Raw genomic sequence first — 18,528 nt, 5'->3', positions numbered from 1 at the left:
TTATGTCAGAAAAAGAAAACGAAAACAAGCCAATTATAAAAGTTGTTAAACTTGGTCCATGGTTTTTTCCAATTTTAGCAGTTTCTATAATTTTATTAATCAATTTTTTTAGTGGTGGCAGCTTGGATATGAACAGTCCAAAGTCGACTTCTATTTCTTCATTTTATGATTTATTAAACAAAAATAAAATTGAAAAAGTAGACATACTTACTAGCACTGCAGGCAATTCAGCAGAAGTTACCTTAAAAAAAGCTGCTTACATAAGCTCAACAGATAAAGAACTAAAAAAAGCAACCGTTGAAAAAGGACCGCATTATTTTGTTAAAGATGTAGGTAGTTTAGAGTTATTTCAAAAGAAATTAGACGATGCAAAATCTAAAAACTTAATTTCTGTATACGATTTAAAGCCGACTAGCAATTGGAATGATATCATTTTTTCCATTTTACCATTTGTACTTTTTATTGCCTTCTTCTATTTTATTTCGAAAAAAATGGCTGGTGGACCAGGCGGTGGTGGACAAATTTTTAGTATCGGAAAATCTAAAGCTAAATTGTTTGATGAAAAGAATGATACTAAAGTAACTTTTGAAAACGTTGCAGGTTTAGAAGGTGCAAAAGAAGAAATTCAAGAAATTGTTGAATTCTTAAAAACACCAGAAAAATACACAAGTATTGGTGGAAAAATTCCAAAAGGCGCTTTATTAGTTGGTCCTCCAGGAACAGGAAAAACATTATTAGCTAAAGCTGTTGCCGGTGAAGCAAACGTACCTTTTTTCTCACTATCAGGTTCCGATTTCGTAGAAATGTTTGTAGGTGTTGGAGCTTCTCGAGTTAGAGACTTATTCAAACAAGCTAAAGAAAAAGCACCAGCAATTATTTTTATTGATGAAATTGATGCCGTTGGTAGAGCACGTGGAAAGAACAATATGTCTGGCAGTAACGACGAAAGAGAAAATACTTTAAATCAATTACTGACAGAAATGGATGGTTTTGGTACCAACTCAAATGTAATTGTACTTGCAGCCACAAACCGTGCAGATGTATTAGACAAGGCTTTAATGCGTGCTGGAAGATTCGACAGACAAATCTATGTAGATTTACCAGATATTAGAGAACGTAAAGAAATCTTTGAGGTTCACTTAAAACCAATTACAAAAGCAGAGACTTTAGATACAGAATTTTTAGCGAAACAAACACCTGGTTTTTCTGGCGCAGATATTGCTAACGTATGTAATGAAGCCGCTTTAGTAGCAGCAAGAAAAGATAAAAAAGCAGTAGATAAACAAGATTTCTTAGATGCTGTAGACAGAATTGTAGGTGGTTTAGAAAAGAAAAATAAAATAATTTCTAAAGAAGAAAAATACGCTATTGCGATTCATGAAGCTGGACATGCAACTGTTAGTTGGATGCTAAAACATGCTGCACCATTAGTAAAGGTAACAATTGTTCCCAGAGGTCAAAGTTTAGGCGCTGCATGGTATTTACCAGAAGAAAGACAAATTGTTAGAACAGAACAAATGTTAGATGAAATGTGTGCTACAATGGGCGGAAGAGCAGCTGAAAAAGTTGTTTTCGATAAAATTTCCACAGGAGCATTATCTGACCTAGAAAAAGTAACCAAACAAGCCAGAGCAATGGTTACGGTTTATGGTTTAAATGACAAAATTGGAAACATTACTTATTATGATTCTTCTGGACAATCTGACTATAATTTTTCAAAACCATATTCTGATGATACCGCAAAAGTAATTGATGCAGAAATTTCTGGACTTATAGAAGAACAATACCAAAGAGCCATTTCTATTCTTACAGAAAACAGAACAAAACTTGAGGCATTGGCTGATATTTTAATCGAAAGAGAAGTTATTTTTAAAGATGATTTAGAAACAATTTTCGGTAAAAGGCCGTTTGAAACTGTAGCTGAAACTTTAGAAATTAAACCTGAAGAGCCAACAGAATAAGTTATTAACAATATATTGTATAAAAAATCTTAACTTGAAAGTAATTTTAAGTTAAGATTTTTTTATATTTGATGCTTAAGAATTGTTTACTGATTTAAAATGAATATTTTCAAAAAAATATTTGGCCATCAAGACGAAACCGATAATTCGGAAAAAAATGTCCAGAAAAGCCAATATGCACCAGATATACATACACCTGTAGATGAATTATTTACCATTAATTTTAAAAATAATGGTGGTAAATTTATTTATTGTTCTAGTATGGATGAAGTTCATGAAAACTTTGAAAATATTTTAGAAGAAAATGACTGGTTCGAAAAGGAAGTACAATGTTTTGACTCCAGATTATTTCATTTTTTAGATGATAACCGATTAGAATACAAAAACATTAAAAATCCAACCTTCCTATTTACTGCTTGTGAAAACTTAATCGCAGATGAAGGCTCTATACTATTTTCATCAAAACAATTGAAGCAAAACAAAATAGATGAATTACCAACCAATATTATTGTATTTGCTTCAACAAGTCAATTAACTTTAACAAAAGGAGACAGCTTAAGAAACATTAAAAACAAATACGACAAAGAATATCCAACAAATATTACCGCTATAAAGTATTTTGAAAAAGCAAAAGAAGAAGATTTTCTTCATTATGGTAGTTGCCATAAAAACCTTTATCTAATACTTCTAGAAGACTTATAGTAATGAGTGAGAATATTACAAGAGCAAGCAGTGGTGCGATATATGTTGCTTTACTTTTATTTTGCACCCTTTTTTCGCCAATTACTTTTCACATACTTTTTACTGTTTTTATGTGCCTAAGTATCTATGAGTTTTCTAAAATGACTCATTATAAATATTATTATTTATTTGCCATTGGAGGAATTGCAATTTCTGTGCTTTTTTTCTTTAGCCAACTTCCGCCAGCAAATTTAATTTATATCGCTTCAGGCTGTGTTGTTTTTAATATATTGTTAGTATTCAATTTATTCAACAACAACTCTTTTCATAAATATCACAAAACATATAGTCACTTATTTTTATACATTACACTTCCATTTATCCTATTATTAACTCTACCAAATTTTGGAAATGTACTACCAAATATTACGGTAAAAGAACCTAAATACGAAATCGTATTAGCCATTTTTATTATGATATGGTGCAATGACACATTTGCATATATAGTAGGAAAATCAATAGGGAAACACAAACTACTTGAAAGAGTATCACCTAAAAAAACCATCGAAGGGTTCTTAGGCGGAATGCTTTTTACTGTAATTTCTTCTGTAATAATTAGTCAATTTTATACTTTTTTTAACGTAACTTTGTGGATTATTACAGCAATTATAATTGCATTATTTGGAACTCTTGGAGATTTAGTAGAATCTAAATTTAAAAGAGAAGCCGGTATAAAAGATAGCGGAAACATCATGCCTGGTCATGGTGGAATTTTAGACCGATTAGATAGTGTTATTTTTGTAATTCCGTTTTTATATCTTATATATTTAATTTATTTTAATTATGCTTAAATTTCATCCAGAAGGCGGAAAAATTATTTTAATTTCAACTTTAATCACCGTTTTAGGTATTTTCGGTGTAGATTATTTATTACACGACAACAAGATTCTTAGAATTGTAGTGCAATGTGTTTTGTTATTTTTATTAGTTATGATTCTTCAATTCTTTAGAGACCCAAAAAGAATTGCAGACAATAGCGACAATCATGTTTTAGCTCCAGTGGATGGAAAAGTAGTAGTAATTGAAGAAGTTTTTGAACCAGAATATTTTAAAGATAAAAGATTGATGGTATCTATTTTTATGTCGCCAATCAATGTTCACGTTACAAGATATGCCGTTAATGGAATCGTAAAATACAGCAAATATCATCCAGGAAAGTTTTTAGTAGCTTGGCATCCAAAAGCAAGTGAAGAAAACGAAAGAACAACTGTTGTCATTGAAAATCGAGTTTATGGAGAAATTATGTACCGTCAAATCGCAGGTGCATTAGCTAAAAGAATTGTAAATTATGCTGTAGAAGGCATGAGAGTAGTTCAGGGTAAAGATGCCGGTTTTATTAAATTTGGTTCTCGTGTAGATTTATATTTTCCCGTAGGAACAGAAATTAATGTTAAATTAGGTCAAAAAGCAATTGGAAATAAAACTATAATTAGTAAAAAATAAATGAGTGAATTGTCGTTAGATGAAAGATTCCAGGAAGCCATTCGTAATGCCAACGAAAAAATTCCTAAAGCTTCTGTACCACAAGATGTACAGCTAGTTCTCTATGCTTATTACAAACAAGCACTTTCGGAAAACATTAGTTACAGTCATCATGGCTACGAATCTGATGAAGTGATTACAGCTTTTAAACAAAATGCCTGGATGCAAGTTAGACATCTTAGTGCAGATCAAGCCAAAGAGAAATACATCGAAATTATAAATCAAATGTTAAAAGATAGACAGTAATGTTTGTCTTTTTTTAATTTTTGTAAGAATTCAAATTAATCATAACATGAAAAATAAATCTATAGCTTTGACTTTCGCCGTAATTTTTGCACTTATAAGTTGTGGAAAAGATAAAGAATTAATAGAAGTTACTATTCCAGAACCAGAGAAAACTGAAAAAGTAGCTATGGGAAATCCTGCTGATGTAAAAGCAGACGATCCGGAAGGTGCTTTTCAAATGAAAGGCTTATCATACGCATACAACAGTTTAGAGCCTTTTATTGATGCCAAAACTATGGAAACACATTATTCTAAACATCATTTAGGATATTGTAACAAACTAAATTCTGCCATCAAAGGAACAGATTTAGAATCAAAATCTATTGAAGAAATTCTAAATAAATTAGATATGAATCAAACCGACATTAGAAATAACGCAGGCGGTTACTATAATCATAATTTTTTTTTCGAAATTTTAACATCCAATGGCGGAGAAGCAACCGATGAAGTTTTAGAGGCTATCAATACAGATTTTGGATCTTACGATGAATTCAAATACAAATTTACTGACAGCGCAACCAAATTATTTGGCTCAGGTTGGGTTTGGTTAATTAAGGATAAATCTGGCAAATTAGCAATTACCACAACAACAAATCAAGACAACCCATTAATGCCAAAAGCTGAAAGTAAAGGCGTTCCTATTCTAGCTTTAGATGTTTGGGAGCATGCCTACTACTTAAAATATCAAAACAAACGTAAAGATTATATTGAAGCTTTTTTCAACGTTATCAATTGGAAAAAAGTAAACGAAAAATTCAAAGCGGCAACAGCTACAGATTAATAAAAATCTTGAAACAAAAAAAAGGACTTCAAAATTGAAGTCCTTTTTTGCAACTATTTTTCGACAATTAATACCAATTACATATTAAATTGCATTCATTTTTATCTTAATTGGAAACTGTTTTTAGAAACTAATTCTCCGTTTTTATCAAACACATTTACAAAATAAGAACCTGAAGTAATATTTTTAACAGGTAAATCTTCTTGAACTTGAACCGTTTTATTTTCATATTTTACAGTTTTCTGGAAACTATATGGTAAATAAGTAGATCCGAATGTTTCAGACTTTTTTTCACCCAAAACATTATTTTTACTATCGATAACTTGAACATAATACGTTCTGTCTCCAGTTTTTGCAACCTGATTTTCAGCTATAGTAAAACTAATTTTTAAAACATCAGCTCTCGTAGCTTTATCTGTATCAATTTGTTTCCCAGAACTTCTTTGTTTTACCGCTAAAGTTGTTAAATTTAAAACTGCTAATTTTTGAGCTTTTTCAACTGTTTTTGATAAATTTTCATTTTTAGCTGCTAAAGTATCATTCGCAGTTTTCGCATTGGATAACAAAACTGTTGTGCTGTCTAAATTCTTAGTTAATCCTAAATTAGCTTCTTTTAAAACTTTATTTTCAGCAATTAAATTATCCATTTCACGTTTTAACTTCACATATTCATTTTTATATTTTGAAAGTTCCGCTACGCTTCCATTAGATTTTTTAATTTTTTCTAATAATTCAACAATTTTCGCTTGTTCTTCTTCTAATTCACCTTTTAAAGCAGTATTGTCTGCAATAGCTGTATCATATTCAGCAATTTTTGCTTCAAGCTCTGCCTGAAATTTTTCTTTTTCAGTCAGTGTTTTTGTTAAAGTTGAATCTACATCATTTTTATCTTGATTTAACTTATACATATATGCCAAACTTCCCATAAGAAGTAATGCTAAAACAACAATAGCAGCTTTTAATCCAGAATTTCTAGGGTTTGATTGATTTAATTCCATATTTAATCGATTTAGGTTATTTAATCGTGCAAAAATAAAATTTTATTTATTTCTTCTACTATATAACGTTATCTATCTTGAAAATATTATATTTGAAAACATAATAAAAAGTTAAAATGGACAAATTAAACGTATTCAGTTCTAAATATTTAGCTAAAATTACGCAACACAGAAGCGGCGAAATAAAATTCGGAGAAAAAATCATCACGGTTCCAATTGACGAAAACTGGATAGATTTTATTTCAAATTGCGAGGCAAAATTCGTTTTAATTGGTTTACCCGAAGACATTGGAGTAAAAGCAAATTTGGGAAGAACAGGAACGGCAACTGCATTTGAAAGTACGTTAAAAAGTTTAGTGAATTTTCAACATAACAAATTTTGCAAAGGAAGCGAATTGATCGTTTTAGGTGAAATTAATTTCTCTGCTGAAATGGAAATTTCTAGAACATTAGACACCAGCAATAAAGAAGATCGAAAAAAACTTTTTAGCATGGTTGAAGAAATTGACAAAGATGTATCTTTTGTTATTAGTACTATTTTAAAAGCTAACAAAATTCCTATAATTATAGGTGGCGGACATAACAATGCATATGGAAACATAAAAGGATTAGCTTTAGCTAAGGGAATGCCTGTAAATGCCATAAACTTTGATGCTCATACTGACTTTAGAATAATGGAAGGCCGTCATAGCGGAAATGGATTTACCTATGCTTTTGAAGAAGGCTTTTTGAAAAAATATTTCATCTTTGGATTGCATGAAAATTTTGTTTCTAAAAGTGTTTTCAATACCCTAAAAACTATAGAAGACAGAGTAAAATATGTAACTTATGAAGAAATGGCTGTAAGAAAAACTAAAAGTTTTACTTCAGAAATTACAACTGCATTAAAATTTATTTCCAATACACCTTTTGGTTTAGAAGTCGATTTAGATGCCATTCCGAACATACATAGTAGCGCTATGACATTAAGTGGTTTTAGTGTAGAAAAAGCACGTCATTTTATCCATCAGGTTGGAAAAGAAGAAAATGCATGTTATATACACATCTGTGAAGGCGCTCCAGATTTAGATTTATCCAACAATAATCATTTAACTGGGAAGTTAATTGCTACTTTAATTTTAGATTTTATAAAGAGTAAAAAACAAGATGAAAATTAAAGATTAAGCCTCGAGAAAAAAAACTTTATAATTTTTGTAAAAAAGTGTTGGATTTCGAAATTGAAGTTTTAAATTTGTAAAATCAAGAAAAGAATTAAGTTGAAATGAGCGAATTGTCAAAAATTATTGATTCTTTAGAAGTAAAGTTCTTTAAATTATCTAAAAAAATAGAAAGTTTAGAGCAATTAAACGAGAGTTTATCTAAAGAATTAAATGAAATAAAACAAACCGCCCAACACGAAAAAGAAAAAGTAAACACTTTAAAAAACGAGTTGGAAAGCTTACGAATCACAAATTCTCTTCTAGGCAGTGAAGAATACAAGAAAGAAACAAAACTGAAAATAAATTCGTTGATTAGAGAAATCGACTATTGTATAGCACAACTTTCTGAATAATTATGGCAGAAAAGTTAAAAATAAAAATTTCAATTGCAGACCGAGTGTATCCCTTAACAGTGGAAACAACTCAGGAAGAAGGTTTAAGAACAGCATCTAAAAAAATTGACGCTACCATTAAAAAATTTGAAGCCAGCTATGCAGTAAGAGACAAACAAGATGTATTGGCCATGTGCGCTTTACAATTTGCATCTCAAATAGAACAAACACAAATAGACACTTCAACAGAAACTGTAGAAGCATTCGAAAGATTGAAAAAACTCAACGATAAAATTGAAGGTTTACTTTCAAAATAAATAAAAAAAAAAAAAAAAACGTTCATACAAAACACTAAAGTACTGCCCACATTAGTAAATATTTGATAAACTCAACACTAACAATTAAACGAGTGAATTTGCGATACTAAAGCACGTTCCGATTTATCGGAAATCCTTGAACATTGCTCTAGCTCAAATCCTGTCTGAATCGAGTTTATTCAAACACCTGATGTGGGCTTTTTTATTAAACAAAACAAAACTATGGAACCATTAAGTATAATAATTGGAATCGTTGTCGGATTAGCTATTGGATTTGCAATTGCTAAATTTTTAGAAAAAAGCAATGTTTCTAATCTTATTAAAAATGCTAAAAAAGAAGCAGGCTCAATATTAAGAGATGCAAAATCTGAAGCCGAAGCAGAAAAGAAAAACAAGCTATTACAAGCCAAAGAAAAATTTTTAGAATTAAAATCGGAACACGAAAAAGAAATTTTGTCAAAAGACAAAAAAATGGCTGAAGCCGAAAAAAGAACAAGAGATAAAGAATCTCAAGTTTCTAATGAGTTAGCGAAAGCAAAGAAAATTAATGAGGAAGCTGAAGCTAAAATTAAAGAATACCAAACTAAAATCGATAACTTAGAGAAAAAATCTCAAGAAGTAGACAAATTACATAAAAGCCAGATTGAACAATTAGAAGTAATATCTGGTTTATCTGCAGATGATGCTAAAAATCAATTAGTAGAAAGTTTAAAAGCTGAAGCTAAAACGAATGCAATGGCGCATATTCAAGAAACAATTGAAGAAGCCAAACTTACTGCTCAACAAGAAGCTAAAAAGATCATTATCAGTACAATTCAACGTGTTGGAACAGAAGAAGCAGTTGAAAATTGCGTGTCTGTTTTTAACATTGAATCAGACGATGTAAAAGGTAGAATTATTGGTAGAGAAGGAAGAAACATTAGAGCTATTGAAGCTGCAACTGGAGTGGAAATCATTGTAGATGACACACCAGAAGCAATTATTTTATCTTGTTTTGATCCTGTTAGAAGAGAAATTGCGCGTTTAGCACTACATAAATTAGTTACAGATGGTCGTATTCACCCTGCTCGTATTGAGGAAGTGGTAGAAAAAACCAAAAAACAAATTGAAGAAGAAATTATCGAAGTAGGGAAACGTACTGTAATCGATTTAGGAATTCATGGTTTACACCCAGAGTTAATAAAAATTGTAGGTAGAATGAAATACCGTTCTTCATACGGACAAAATTTACTACAACACTCGAGAGAAGTTTCTAAATTATGTGGTTTAATGGCTGCAGAATTAGGACTTAACGTAAAATTAGCAAAAAGAGCCGGTTTATTACACGATATTGGAAAAGTTCCAGATACAGAAAGTGAATTACCTCATGCTATTTTAGGTATGCAATGGGCTGAAAAATATGGTGAAAAAGAAGAGGTATGCAACGCAATTGGTGCACACCACGATGAAATTGAAATGAAATATTTAATTTCTCCTTTAGTTCAAGTATGTGATGCGATTTCGGGTGCTAGACCTGGCGCAAGACGTCAAGTATTAGATTCTTATATCCAACGTTTAAAAGACTTAGAAGAAGTAGCTTATAGTTTCCCAGGAGTTAAAAATGCTTATGCAATTCAAGCTGGTAGAGAATTACGTGTATTAGTAGAAAGCGAAAAAGTTTCAGATGAATTAGCAGCAAACTTATCTTTTGAAATTTCACACAAAATTCAAACAGAAATGACATATCCAGGACAAGTAAAAGTTACCGTAATTAGAGAAACAAGAGCGGTAAACATTGCCAAATAAACTCAATTCATAGCAAAATAAAAGTCCGTTTCGATCAATTCACAACGGACTTTTTTTTATAATTTTATTCAAATTTTACAAAAGGGCATGGAATTTGCTTTTGATTTTCTAAATAGAAAAATATATAATAAGAAAAACATTACTTATTTATTAATCTTAATTTAAATAGTATGAAAAAAGTCATTTTATTACTAACTAGTTTTATTACAGTTACTGCATTATCTCAAGAAAAAACCTCAAACGAGGGAAAATTTGGCATTAAAGGTGGATTAAATTATTCCACCGTAACAAAAGGAGAATTCAAAGACGGCTTAGATCCCAGAACAAGTTTTCATATTGGATTTGTAGGAGAAATACCTTTAATTGGTAACACATTTGCCTTACAACCTGAAATTTTATATTCGCGTCAAGGTTTTGAAAACAATTTTACAGTTTTGGGAGCCAATTTTAAAAATGAATATCAAATTGATTATATCAACGTACCTGTTTTATTAAAACTAAAAGCTGGAAATGTTCTATCTTTTGAAGCAGGACCACAATTTGGTCTTAAAATAAATGAAAAAATTGTTAATGATAACAATCAAATAGTTAACGATGACATTAATGAATTTGATACTGCCTTAGCCGGTGGTGTATCATTAAACTTTAATGAGTTTTTCATATCAGGTAGGTATACTTATAGTTTTAATGAAATAATTGAAAATTCTGACAGTAAGAATTCTGTTTTCCAACTTGGAGTGGGTTTTAGATTTTAATCTTATTTTATCAAAAAGGTCCGTCATGATTAAATCATAACGGACCTTTTTTTATTATTACAAGTCTATCTATTTATCTTTTTTTCTTGGTTTGGTTTTATTGTCAATTACTTTAATTATAACATAGTATATTAAAACAAAAGAGATTAAACGTAATCCCATAAACATAGATTCACTTTTCATGAAACTTAAAAATTTCAAATCGAAAGGAAAAGCTAAAAATGCTGAAACAATTGCAATAACCAGCAATTTAGAATTGGTCATATTAGTAAAAAAGTTCTTCATGCTTAATAAATTAATTAAAGAAAGAATCTACAAATTCTGTCTTATTAAATACTTGTAAATCTTCAATACCTTCTCCTACTCCAATATATTTTACTGGAATTTGAAATTGATCTGAGATACCGATAACCACACCGCCTTTTGCCGTACCATCTAATTTAGTAACAGCTAAACAAGAAACTTCTGTAGCTGCGGTAAATTGTTTGGCTTGCTCAAAAGCATTTTGTCCAGTTGAGCCATCAAGCACCAACATTACATCATTTGGAGTGTTTGGAACTACTTTTTGCATCACATTTTTTACTTTTGTAAGTTCATTCATTAAACCAACTTTGTTATGTAAACGTCCTGCTGTATCAATAATCACAACATCTGCATTTTGTGCTACAGCAGATTGTAAAGTATCAAAAGCAACTGAGGCCGGATCAGAACCCATTTGCTGTCTTACCATAGGAACTCCTACTCTATCTGCCCAAATTTGTAACTGATCAATTGCTGCCGCTCTGAACGTATCCGCCGCACCTAAAACCACATTAAAACCAGCTTTTTTAAATTGATAAGCTAATTTTCCAATAGTTGTTGTTTTCCCAACTCCATTCACACCAACCACCATAATTACGTAAGGTTTAATATCTTTTGGAAGGATAAATTCAGAATCATTTCCGGTATTGGTTTCAGATAAAAGTGCGCCAATTTCTTCTCTTAAGATTAAATTAAGCTCATCTGTTCCTAAGTATTTGTCTTGAGAAACTCTTTTTTCTATTCGTTGAATAATTTTTAACGTGGTATTCACACCAACATCAGAAGAAATAAGTACTTCCTCTAGATTATCTAAAACTTCATCATCTACTTTAGATTTTCCAGCAACCGCTTTAGTTAATTTGGAAAAGAACGACGTTTTAGTTTTCTCTAAACCTTTATCTAAAACTTGCTTTTCCTGTTCAGTTAAAACAGGTTCGCTTTTGTTGGAAGAAAATATTTTTTTAAAAAAACTCATTGTTTATTTAGGTAAGGATTTGATTTGCATTAATATGAAACAAAAATAAAATAAAAAAAGCTACTTTCAAATGAAAATAGCTTTTTTAGTATCTATATATATAGATTATTTCTTTTTTAAGAACTCATCTACTTCTTCAGGACTCATAACTGATTCCACAAATGTGTAAGCACCTGTTTTAGGAGACCTTACCATTTTGATTGCTTTAGTCAATCTTTTAGAAGCTGTTTGTAAAGTTGCTACGGTTTTCTTTGCCATGACTTAATGTTTTATGGAATTTAAAAGTTTCAAATAAACTACTTGAAAATTAAAAATTTCTAATTATTTAATTTCTTTGTGAACAGTTACTCTTTTCAAGATAGGATTGAATTTCTTAATTTCCATTCTATCTGGTGTGTTTTTCTTGTTTTTAGTAGTGATGTAACGAGAAGTTCCTGGTTGACCAGATTCTTTGTGCTCAGTACACTCTAAAATTACTTGGATTCTATTACCTTTCTTTGCCATTTTGATATATTTTTAAATGATTAAACAGATTTTACAAATCCATCTGCTTTAGCTTTTTTCAAAACTGCGGCAATACCATTTTTGTTAATTGTTTTTAATGCTGCTGTAGATATTTTTAGGCTCACCCATCTATCTTCTTCTGCAATGTAAAAACGTTTTTTCACTAAGTTCACAGAGAATTTTCTCTTAGTTTTATTCATCGCGTGAGAAACGTTGTTTCCAACCATTGCTCTTTTTCCTGTTAGTTCACAAACTCTTGACATTATTCTAAACTTTTATATCGTTATTCTAAATAAGGGTGCAAAGAAAAGGATTTTTCAATTACTATGCAACTATTTTTTATTAGTTTTTTGAAATTTCTTTGTACAACATTTCAAATGCTGTGTTAACTGCCCTATACACTACCTTTTCACGTGGTTGACCAAAATTAAATTCTTCTACAAAAACTTCATTTGGTGTAGCAATTGCAATAAATACCGTACCTAATTCTGCATCGCTTTCTCCTTTTGTCGGACCAGCATTTCCTGTAGTAGCTATGGCATAATCTGTTTTAAAAATGGATTTACAATTAAGAGCCATTTCTTTAGCAACAGCTGCACTTACAACAGAAAACTCATCAATTAAATCTGAATTAACTTTTAAAACATCTGTTTTAATTTGATTCGAATAAGCTGTAATTCCACCATAAAAATACGCAGAAGCTCCAGCCACAGCTGTTATTAATTGAGATATTTTTCCACCTGTACAACTTTCAGCAGTAGATAAGGTTACTTTTTTTTCTGCAAATAATTTACCTAAAACCACTTCAATTGTTTCGTCTTCTTCGTAACCTACAATAATATCACCAATAATAGGTTTTAATTTTTCAACTTCATTAAAAATAGCTTCTTTTAAAAAGTCTTCATTTTCACCACGAGCTGTTAATCTTAAACGAACTTTACCCGGACTCGGCAAATAAGCCAACTTAATAAAATTAGGTAAATTGGTTTCCCAATTTTCAATTTGTTCTGCAATTAAGCTTTCTCCACGACCATAAGTCATTAATGTTTTGTGAACAATATAAGGTCGTTCAAATTTTTCAACTAGGTAAGGAATTATCTCATTATCTACTAAGTATTTCATCTCATAAGGCACTCCAGGTAATGAAATAAACACTGTACTTTCATGTTCCATTAGCATTCCTGGCGCAGTTCCTACTTTATTAAAAAGTACTTTCGCTTTAGAAGGCACTAATGCTTGATCGATATTTAATTGTGTAATTGGTTTTTTATAAAAGCCTTCAATAATATCTTTTACATTTTGTAAAACCTCATCGTTTTGAACTAAAACATCATCAAAATAATCGCAGAATGTTTTTTTTGTGATATCATCTTTAGTCGGACCTAATCCACCTGTTATAATTACAACATCAAAATTATTTTGCACATCTTTAAACGTCTTTAAAATATGCTCTTTATTATCTGAAATGGAAAGCATTTCATAGGTTGCAATTCCGATTTTATCTAAAGCTTTCGAGATATAAGACGAATTGGTATCGACAATTTGACCTATTAATATTTCATCTCCAATGGTTATGACTGCTGCTTTCATATTTAAAATTTGTGCAAAAATAAGAAAACCCCGCTTAAAGCGAGGTTAATTATATATTAAAAGATAGCTTATAGATTAAAATCTTTTTTTATTTCATCTGCGGCATCATTAATTCTGGATCTTAAAGATTTAAATACTTCTTTAATCTCTTTACGTTTTCCTTCTTCTTTTGTCCAATTCATAATTTGCATATTATCTTCATAAGCAATATCCATACCTAATAAATCTAAAGTTGGTTTTATTTTATGAGCTGATGCGTAAGTTTGAGTATAATCTTTAAGTTCAATAGCATTTTTCATAGATTGAATTTCTAAAGGAACTTCTTCTAAAAATAATGAAACAATTTGCAAGGCAAACTCGTTATCATTTTCAGATATTTCATATACTTTGGATAAATTATATTGTAATGCCATTTATTTAACTTGAATTTTAAACATTTGTTTGCCTTCTAAAAAACCTTCTAAAATATCATTTTCTTTAACAGCTGCTACACCTTTTGGTGTTCCTGTAAAAATGATATCTCCTTTTTTTAAAGTAAAATATTGTGAAACATACGAAACAATTTCGTCAATATTCCACAACATCATAGAAGTTGAGCCTTTTTGAGCAATTTCGGAATTTTTCCTTAATTCAAAGTTAATATTTTCTAGAGAAGAATAACTTTTTTTCGGTAAAAAGTCACCAATAATCGCTGAATGGTCAAAAGCCTTAGCTTTTTCCCATGGAAGGCCTTTTTCTTTTAACATAGTTTGCACATCACGAGCGGTGAAATCGATTCCCAAACCAATTTCATCATAATATTTGTGGGCAAATTTAGTACTTATATATTTTCCAACTTTACATATTTTAACTAAAACCTCCACTTCATGATGAACGTCTTGACTAAATTCTGGGATCACAAAAGGCGTCTTTTTTGGTAAAATAGCCGTATCTGGCTTCATAAAAATAACTGGTTCGACTGGTCGTTCGTTATTTAATTCTGAAATATGGTCTGCATAATTTCTACCAATACAAATAATCTTCATACTACTTAGTATTTAATCTTCTTAATTTCAAACCTGTTAATACTTTTTTAGTGTAAAGTGGAAAATCGGCACCTTGAATCCAACCGAAATAACCTGGATCTTTATCAAAAACCTCATCCACTAAAACATTTTTATATTTCCCGAAACTAAACATTTCTTGACCTTTGTCATTCATCACAATCATTCCGGCAAAATCTACTGATTTTTTGCGAGTAGTGAATTCAGATAAGGCTTTTACATCATTTTGCAGATCAGGATATCTTTCTAATTGCCCTAATAAAATTTCATAAGTGGCCATAGTGTCTGCTGCTGCAGAATGCGCATTTTCTAACGTTTTTCCACAATAAAATTTCAAAGCTGCAGCAAGTGTTCTTTCTTCTTTTTTATGAAAAATAGTTTGTACATCAATCGAAACGCGATTTTTCATATCGAAATCTACACCGGCACGAAGCATTTCTTCTGCTAGTAAAGGAATATCAAATCTATCAGAATTATATCCTGCCAAATCTGAATCTTTTATCATATTATAAATTTGAGAAGACAATTCTGCGAAGGTAGGTTCATTGGCTACTTTTTCATTTGTAATTCCGTGAACAGCAGTAGTTTGAGGTGGGATTGGAATAGTAGGATTTACTAACCACGTTTTACTTTCTTTATTTCCATTTGGAAACACTTTAAAAACAGAAATTTCAACAATTCTATCTTTTCCAACATCTATTCCTGTTGTTTCTAAATCGAAGAAACAAATTGGTCTTGTAAGTTTAAGTTCCATTTTACTATTTTAGAACTGCAAAGATAGAACTTCGAAACAAAATTTTACTATTTTTAAGAAATTAAAGAATAGTAATTTTGTTTGAAAGAAAAATTCTTTTTTAAACAAAATACCCGATAAATTCTTATCGGGTATTTTTAAATATATTTTATGATTAGAAATCTCTATTGATATCCCAAGCTTCTAAATATTCTGCTACACGTTTCACGAAACTTCCACCTAAAGCACCATCTACCACTCTATGATCATAAGAGTGTGATAAGAACATTTTCTGACGAATGCCAATGAAGTCTCCTTCCGGAGTTTCAATAACAGCTGGTACTTTTCTAATCGCTCCTAAAGCTAAAATACCCACTTGTGGTTGGTTGATAATTGGCGTTCCAAAAACCGAACCAAATGTTCCCACGTTAGTTACCGTATAAGTCCCACCTTGTGTATCGTCTGGTTTTAATTTTCCTGCTTTAGCACGACTTCCTAAATCGTTTACCGCTTTAGCCATTCCAACTAAATTCAATTGATCTGCATTTTTAATTACAGGAACAATTAAGTTTCCGTTCGGTAAAGCTGCCGCCATCCCTAAGTTGATGTTTTTACGCTTAATAATATAATCTCCATCTACAGAAATATTCATTCCTGGGAAATCTTTCAAAGCTTTAGCTACCGCTTCCATCATAATTGGTGTAAACGTTAACTTTTCACCTTCGCGTTTTTCAAAAGCTGATTTTACTTTATCTCGCCATTTTACAATGTTAGTTACATCTACTTCAATAAAAGATTGTACGTGAGCTGAAGTTTGTACTGATGCTACCATGTAGCCAGAAATTAACTTACGCATTCTGTCCATTTCCACAATTTCGTCACCTCCATTTACAGAAACTGGAGCTGCTTTTTGTGCTACTGGCGCTTCGGCTTTTACTGTTGCAACAACCGGAGCAGCAACTGCTGCAGCTGGAATAACAACTGTACCTCTATTTGCAATATATTTTAGAATATCTTCTTTGTTTACACGACCCTCTTTACCAGAACCTGCAATTGTTTCTAGTTCTGCTAAAGAAATCCCTTCCGCTTTAGCCATATTTTTTACTAAGGGTGAAAAGAATTTATCTGAACCAGAAAAATCTGCTGGAGCACTAGTTTCAATAGCTGCTTCAACTGTTTTCACAACTTCTGCAACCGCAACTGGAGCTTCTAATTTTACTTCTGGAGTCGCTGAAACAGCACCACCTTCCGTTTCAATAATGGCAATGGTTTGTCCAACTTGAACCACATCATCTACTTGAAACAAAATTTCAACCAAAGTTCCAGAAACTTCTGAAGGCACTTCACTATCCACTTTGTCTGTTGCAATTTCTAAAACTGCTTCATCCATTTCAATAGTTTCACCTACTTTTTTTAACCAATTTGTAATGGTTGCTTCCGCAACACTTTCTCCCATTTTTGGAAGTTTCAATTCAAATCTTGCCATATTATTATTGTAATGTTGTGTTCTTTAAATTTTAATGCAAAAATACTAATTATTTTGATGTTTTATAATGATATCATCAAAAATTCATAATTTCAATACTTCACCTCTATCGTTTGCGTTATTACTACCAATTAAGTAATTTGATTGCGAAATATAATTCTTAAAAGTAATATTTTTAGATTTATTTTTTTCCATAAAATCGATAATTTCTTTAAAACTAAATGAATAAGTATCGAAAATTACTTCATAATTACATTTCTGTTTTTTAAATTCTTGAATTTCTTTTTCTAAAACATTCATTTTATCAAAAATTCTCAGAACAAATGAAAATTCTTTTTTTGATAAAATCTCTGAAACAACATTCTCATTTTCAGCGTTTTTGGTAACTAAAATATACTGAAAAATCTTTTTACTGATATTTTTTTGTTGTTTTTGTTTGAAAATCGTAAAAACGAAACTTCCCACTTGCATCATCACATCAAAAAACACCGACTTTTTAAAATGTTTTTTATAGAAAAATTGCATCGCTTCACGGAAACGTTGGATATACTTTTCATCTCGAACCGTACTTTCTCCTTTGTAATGAATCACAGAAGTTTCATGAAAATAAAAATTCTCTTTACCGAGTTTTTGAATCATGTAACTCAAATCGATATCATCTGAATACATAAAGCAATTTTCATCAAAACCACCGACTTGCAAATACAGATTGCGTTTTAAGACCATAAAAGCACCAACTAAAATATCGACATTACCTGATTGATTTTCCGTTAAATGCTGTGCATAATATTTTCCAAAAACATTTGATAATTTATACAAGCCAAAAATTTTGGTAAAAGCTACCCAAGGAGTAGGAACACCACGCTTACTCTCAGGCAAAAAATTTCCAGTACCATCAATGAGCTTACACCCGATTATTCCGGTGTTCAGTTGCCAGTTTTTAGAGTTCAGTATTTTAGTAAAAGTATCTTCTGCAACAACCGTATCCGGATTTAAAATGCAAATGTATTCACCTTTCGCTTCAGCCACTGCTACATTATTCCCTTTTGGAAAACCTACATTTTCTTTATTTTCAATTAATTTGATGTTTGGAAACAATTGTTTCATCATTACACAACTATCATCAGGAGAATGATTATCGACTACAATTATCTCAGCATCAAGGTGCTCAAGTGCTTTTTGAACACTTAAAACACATTGCTCTAAAAAATAACGAACGTTATAATTAAGGATAATTACAGATAGTTGCATGTTGCGAAG

23 protein-coding genes are annotated in these 18,528 nt (G+C 30.8%); 11 read left to right on the top strand and 12 right to left on the bottom strand.

Annotated elements, in window-relative coordinates:
• Window positions 1-2 precede the first annotated feature (2 nt).
• From ftsH to G4D72_RS02685, 6 genes are all read left to right on the top strand, one after another.
• The gene (ftsH, locus tag G4D72_RS02710; protein WP_166076045.1) at window positions 3-1,961 is read left to right on the top strand and encodes an ATP-dependent zinc metalloprotease FtsH; all 1,959 of its coding nucleotides are present in this window, start codon (window positions 3-5) and stop codon (window positions 1,959-1,961) included.
• Window positions 1,962-2,060: 99 nt separating this feature from the next.
• Window positions 2,061-2,663 carry a lactate utilization protein B/C gene (locus G4D72_RS02705; protein WP_166076044.1) on the top strand — a complete coding sequence of 201 codons (603 nt, stop codon included), beginning with the start codon at window positions 2,061-2,063 and terminating at the stop codon, window positions 2,661-2,663.
• Window positions 2,664-2,665: 2 nt separating this feature from the next.
• The gene (locus tag G4D72_RS02700) at window positions 2,666-3,493 is read left to right on the top strand and encodes a phosphatidate cytidylyltransferase (RefSeq protein WP_166076043.1); all 828 of its coding nucleotides are present in this window, start codon (window positions 2,666-2,668) and stop codon (window positions 3,491-3,493) included.
• The gene (locus G4D72_RS02695) at window positions 3,486-4,145 is read left to right on the top strand and encodes a phosphatidylserine decarboxylase family protein (RefSeq protein WP_166076042.1); all 660 of its coding nucleotides are present in this window, start codon (window positions 3,486-3,488) and stop codon (window positions 4,143-4,145) included. The genes G4D72_RS02700 and G4D72_RS02695 overlap by 8 nt, the downstream gene beginning before the upstream one ends.
• Window positions 4,146-4,430 carry an acyl-CoA-binding protein gene (locus tag G4D72_RS02690; protein WP_166076041.1) on the top strand — a complete coding sequence of 95 codons (285 nt, stop codon included), beginning with the start codon at window positions 4,146-4,148 and terminating at the stop codon, window positions 4,428-4,430.
• 46 nt (window positions 4,431-4,476) lie between these two features.
• On the top strand, window positions 4,477-5,250 hold the full coding sequence (locus G4D72_RS02685) for a superoxide dismutase (protein ID WP_166076040.1): 774 nt from the start codon (window positions 4,477-4,479) through the stop codon (window positions 5,248-5,250).
• 101 nt (window positions 5,251-5,351) lie between these two features.
• Here G4D72_RS02685 and G4D72_RS02680 read toward each other — a convergent pair whose 3' ends face one another.
• Window positions 5,352-6,248, bottom strand: a complete 897-nt coding sequence (locus tag G4D72_RS02680) for a coiled-coil domain-containing protein (RefSeq protein ID WP_166076039.1) — start codon at window positions 6,246-6,248, stop codon at window positions 5,352-5,354.
• A gap of 116 nt (window positions 6,249-6,364) precedes the next feature.
• Here G4D72_RS02680 and G4D72_RS02675 point away from each other — a divergent pair, with 116 nt between their 5' ends.
• The 5 genes from G4D72_RS02675 to G4D72_RS02655 all read left to right on the top strand — a co-directional run bounded on the left by G4D72_RS02675 (window position 6,365) and on the right by G4D72_RS02655 (window position 10,636).
• Entirely contained in the window at window positions 6,365-7,405 is a 1,041-nt protein-coding gene (locus tag G4D72_RS02675; RefSeq protein ID WP_166076038.1) for a formimidoylglutamase, read from the top strand.
• Window positions 7,406-7,509: 104 nt separating this feature from the next.
• A complete protein-coding gene (locus G4D72_RS02670; RefSeq protein WP_166076037.1) occupies window positions 7,510-7,800 on the top strand; it encodes a hypothetical protein in 291 nt (96 codons plus the stop codon).
• Window positions 7,801-7,802: 2 nt separating this feature from the next.
• Window positions 7,803-8,096 (top strand): cell division protein ZapA, encoded by a 294-nt coding sequence (locus G4D72_RS02665; RefSeq protein WP_166076036.1) that lies wholly within the window; start codon window positions 7,803-7,805, stop codon window positions 8,094-8,096.
• Between the two features lie 222 nt (window positions 8,097-8,318).
• On the top strand, window positions 8,319-9,881 hold the full coding sequence (gene rny, locus G4D72_RS02660; protein WP_166076035.1) for a ribonuclease Y: 1,563 nt from the start codon (window positions 8,319-8,321) through the stop codon (window positions 9,879-9,881).
• A gap of 170 nt (window positions 9,882-10,051) precedes the next feature.
• Entirely contained in the window at window positions 10,052-10,636 is a 585-nt protein-coding gene (locus G4D72_RS02655; protein ID WP_166076034.1) for a porin family protein, read from the top strand.
• A 69-nt stretch (window positions 10,637-10,705) separates the two neighbouring features.
• Here the strand turns inward: G4D72_RS02655 and G4D72_RS02650 are convergent, their stop codons facing one another.
• From G4D72_RS02650 to G4D72_RS02600, 11 genes are all read right to left on the bottom strand, one after another.
• The gene (locus G4D72_RS02650; protein ID WP_166076033.1) at window positions 10,706-10,921 is read right to left on the bottom strand and encodes a hypothetical protein; all 216 of its coding nucleotides are present in this window, start codon (window positions 10,919-10,921) and stop codon (window positions 10,706-10,708) included.
• 10 nt (window positions 10,922-10,931) lie between these two features.
• Window positions 10,932-11,912, bottom strand: a complete 981-nt coding sequence (gene ftsY / locus G4D72_RS02645; protein WP_166076032.1) for a signal recognition particle-docking protein FtsY — start codon at window positions 11,910-11,912, stop codon at window positions 10,932-10,934.
• 105 nt (window positions 11,913-12,017) lie between these two features.
• Window positions 12,018-12,170, bottom strand: coding sequence for a DUF4295 domain-containing protein (locus G4D72_RS02640; RefSeq protein ID WP_166076031.1), 153 nt, complete (start codon window positions 12,168-12,170; stop codon window positions 12,018-12,020).
• A 63-nt stretch (window positions 12,171-12,233) separates the two neighbouring features.
• Complete coding sequence (rpmG, locus tag G4D72_RS02635) at window positions 12,234-12,416, bottom strand: 50S ribosomal protein L33 (RefSeq protein ID WP_091308983.1); 183 nt, start codon at window positions 12,414-12,416, stop codon at window positions 12,234-12,236.
• A gap of 20 nt (window positions 12,417-12,436) precedes the next feature.
• Window positions 12,437-12,679 carry a 50S ribosomal protein L28 gene (rpmB, locus tag G4D72_RS02630; protein ID WP_166076029.1) on the bottom strand — a complete coding sequence of 81 codons (243 nt, stop codon included), beginning with the start codon at window positions 12,677-12,679 and terminating at the stop codon, window positions 12,437-12,439.
• A gap of 79 nt (window positions 12,680-12,758) precedes the next feature.
• Window positions 12,759-14,006 (bottom strand): CinA family nicotinamide mononucleotide deamidase-related protein, encoded by a 1,248-nt coding sequence (locus G4D72_RS02625; protein ID WP_166076028.1) that lies wholly within the window; start codon window positions 14,004-14,006, stop codon window positions 12,759-12,761.
• A 68-nt stretch (window positions 14,007-14,074) separates the two neighbouring features.
• Window positions 14,075-14,419: an Hpt domain-containing protein gene (locus G4D72_RS02620; RefSeq protein WP_166076027.1), complete on the bottom strand. Its 345-nt coding sequence runs from the start codon at window positions 14,417-14,419 to the stop codon at window positions 14,075-14,077.
• Window positions 14,420-15,031 carry a fumarylacetoacetate hydrolase family protein gene (locus tag G4D72_RS02615; RefSeq protein WP_166076026.1) on the bottom strand — a complete coding sequence of 204 codons (612 nt, stop codon included), beginning with the start codon at window positions 15,029-15,031 and terminating at the stop codon, window positions 14,420-14,422.
• Between the two features lies 1 nt (window position 15,032).
• Complete coding sequence (locus G4D72_RS02610; RefSeq protein WP_166076024.1) at window positions 15,033-15,803, bottom strand: 3'-5' exonuclease; 771 nt, start codon at window positions 15,801-15,803, stop codon at window positions 15,033-15,035.
• Window positions 15,804-15,957: 154 nt separating this feature from the next.
• Complete coding sequence (locus G4D72_RS02605) at window positions 15,958-17,268, bottom strand: dihydrolipoamide acetyltransferase family protein (protein WP_166076023.1); 1,311 nt, start codon at window positions 17,266-17,268, stop codon at window positions 15,958-15,960.
• An 84-nt stretch (window positions 17,269-17,352) separates the two neighbouring features.
• A complete protein-coding gene (locus G4D72_RS02600; protein ID WP_166076022.1) occupies window positions 17,353-18,519 on the bottom strand; it encodes a glycosyltransferase family 2 protein in 1,167 nt (388 codons plus the stop codon).
• Window positions 18,520-18,528 lie beyond the last annotated feature (9 nt).

Origin of the sequence: Flavobacterium difficile (assembly GCF_011392115.1) — a bacterium.
Lineage (GTDB): Bacteria > Bacteroidota > Bacteroidia > Flavobacteriales > Flavobacteriaceae > Flavobacterium > Flavobacterium difficile.
This window is presented reverse-complemented; position numbering and strand designations above follow the sequence as displayed.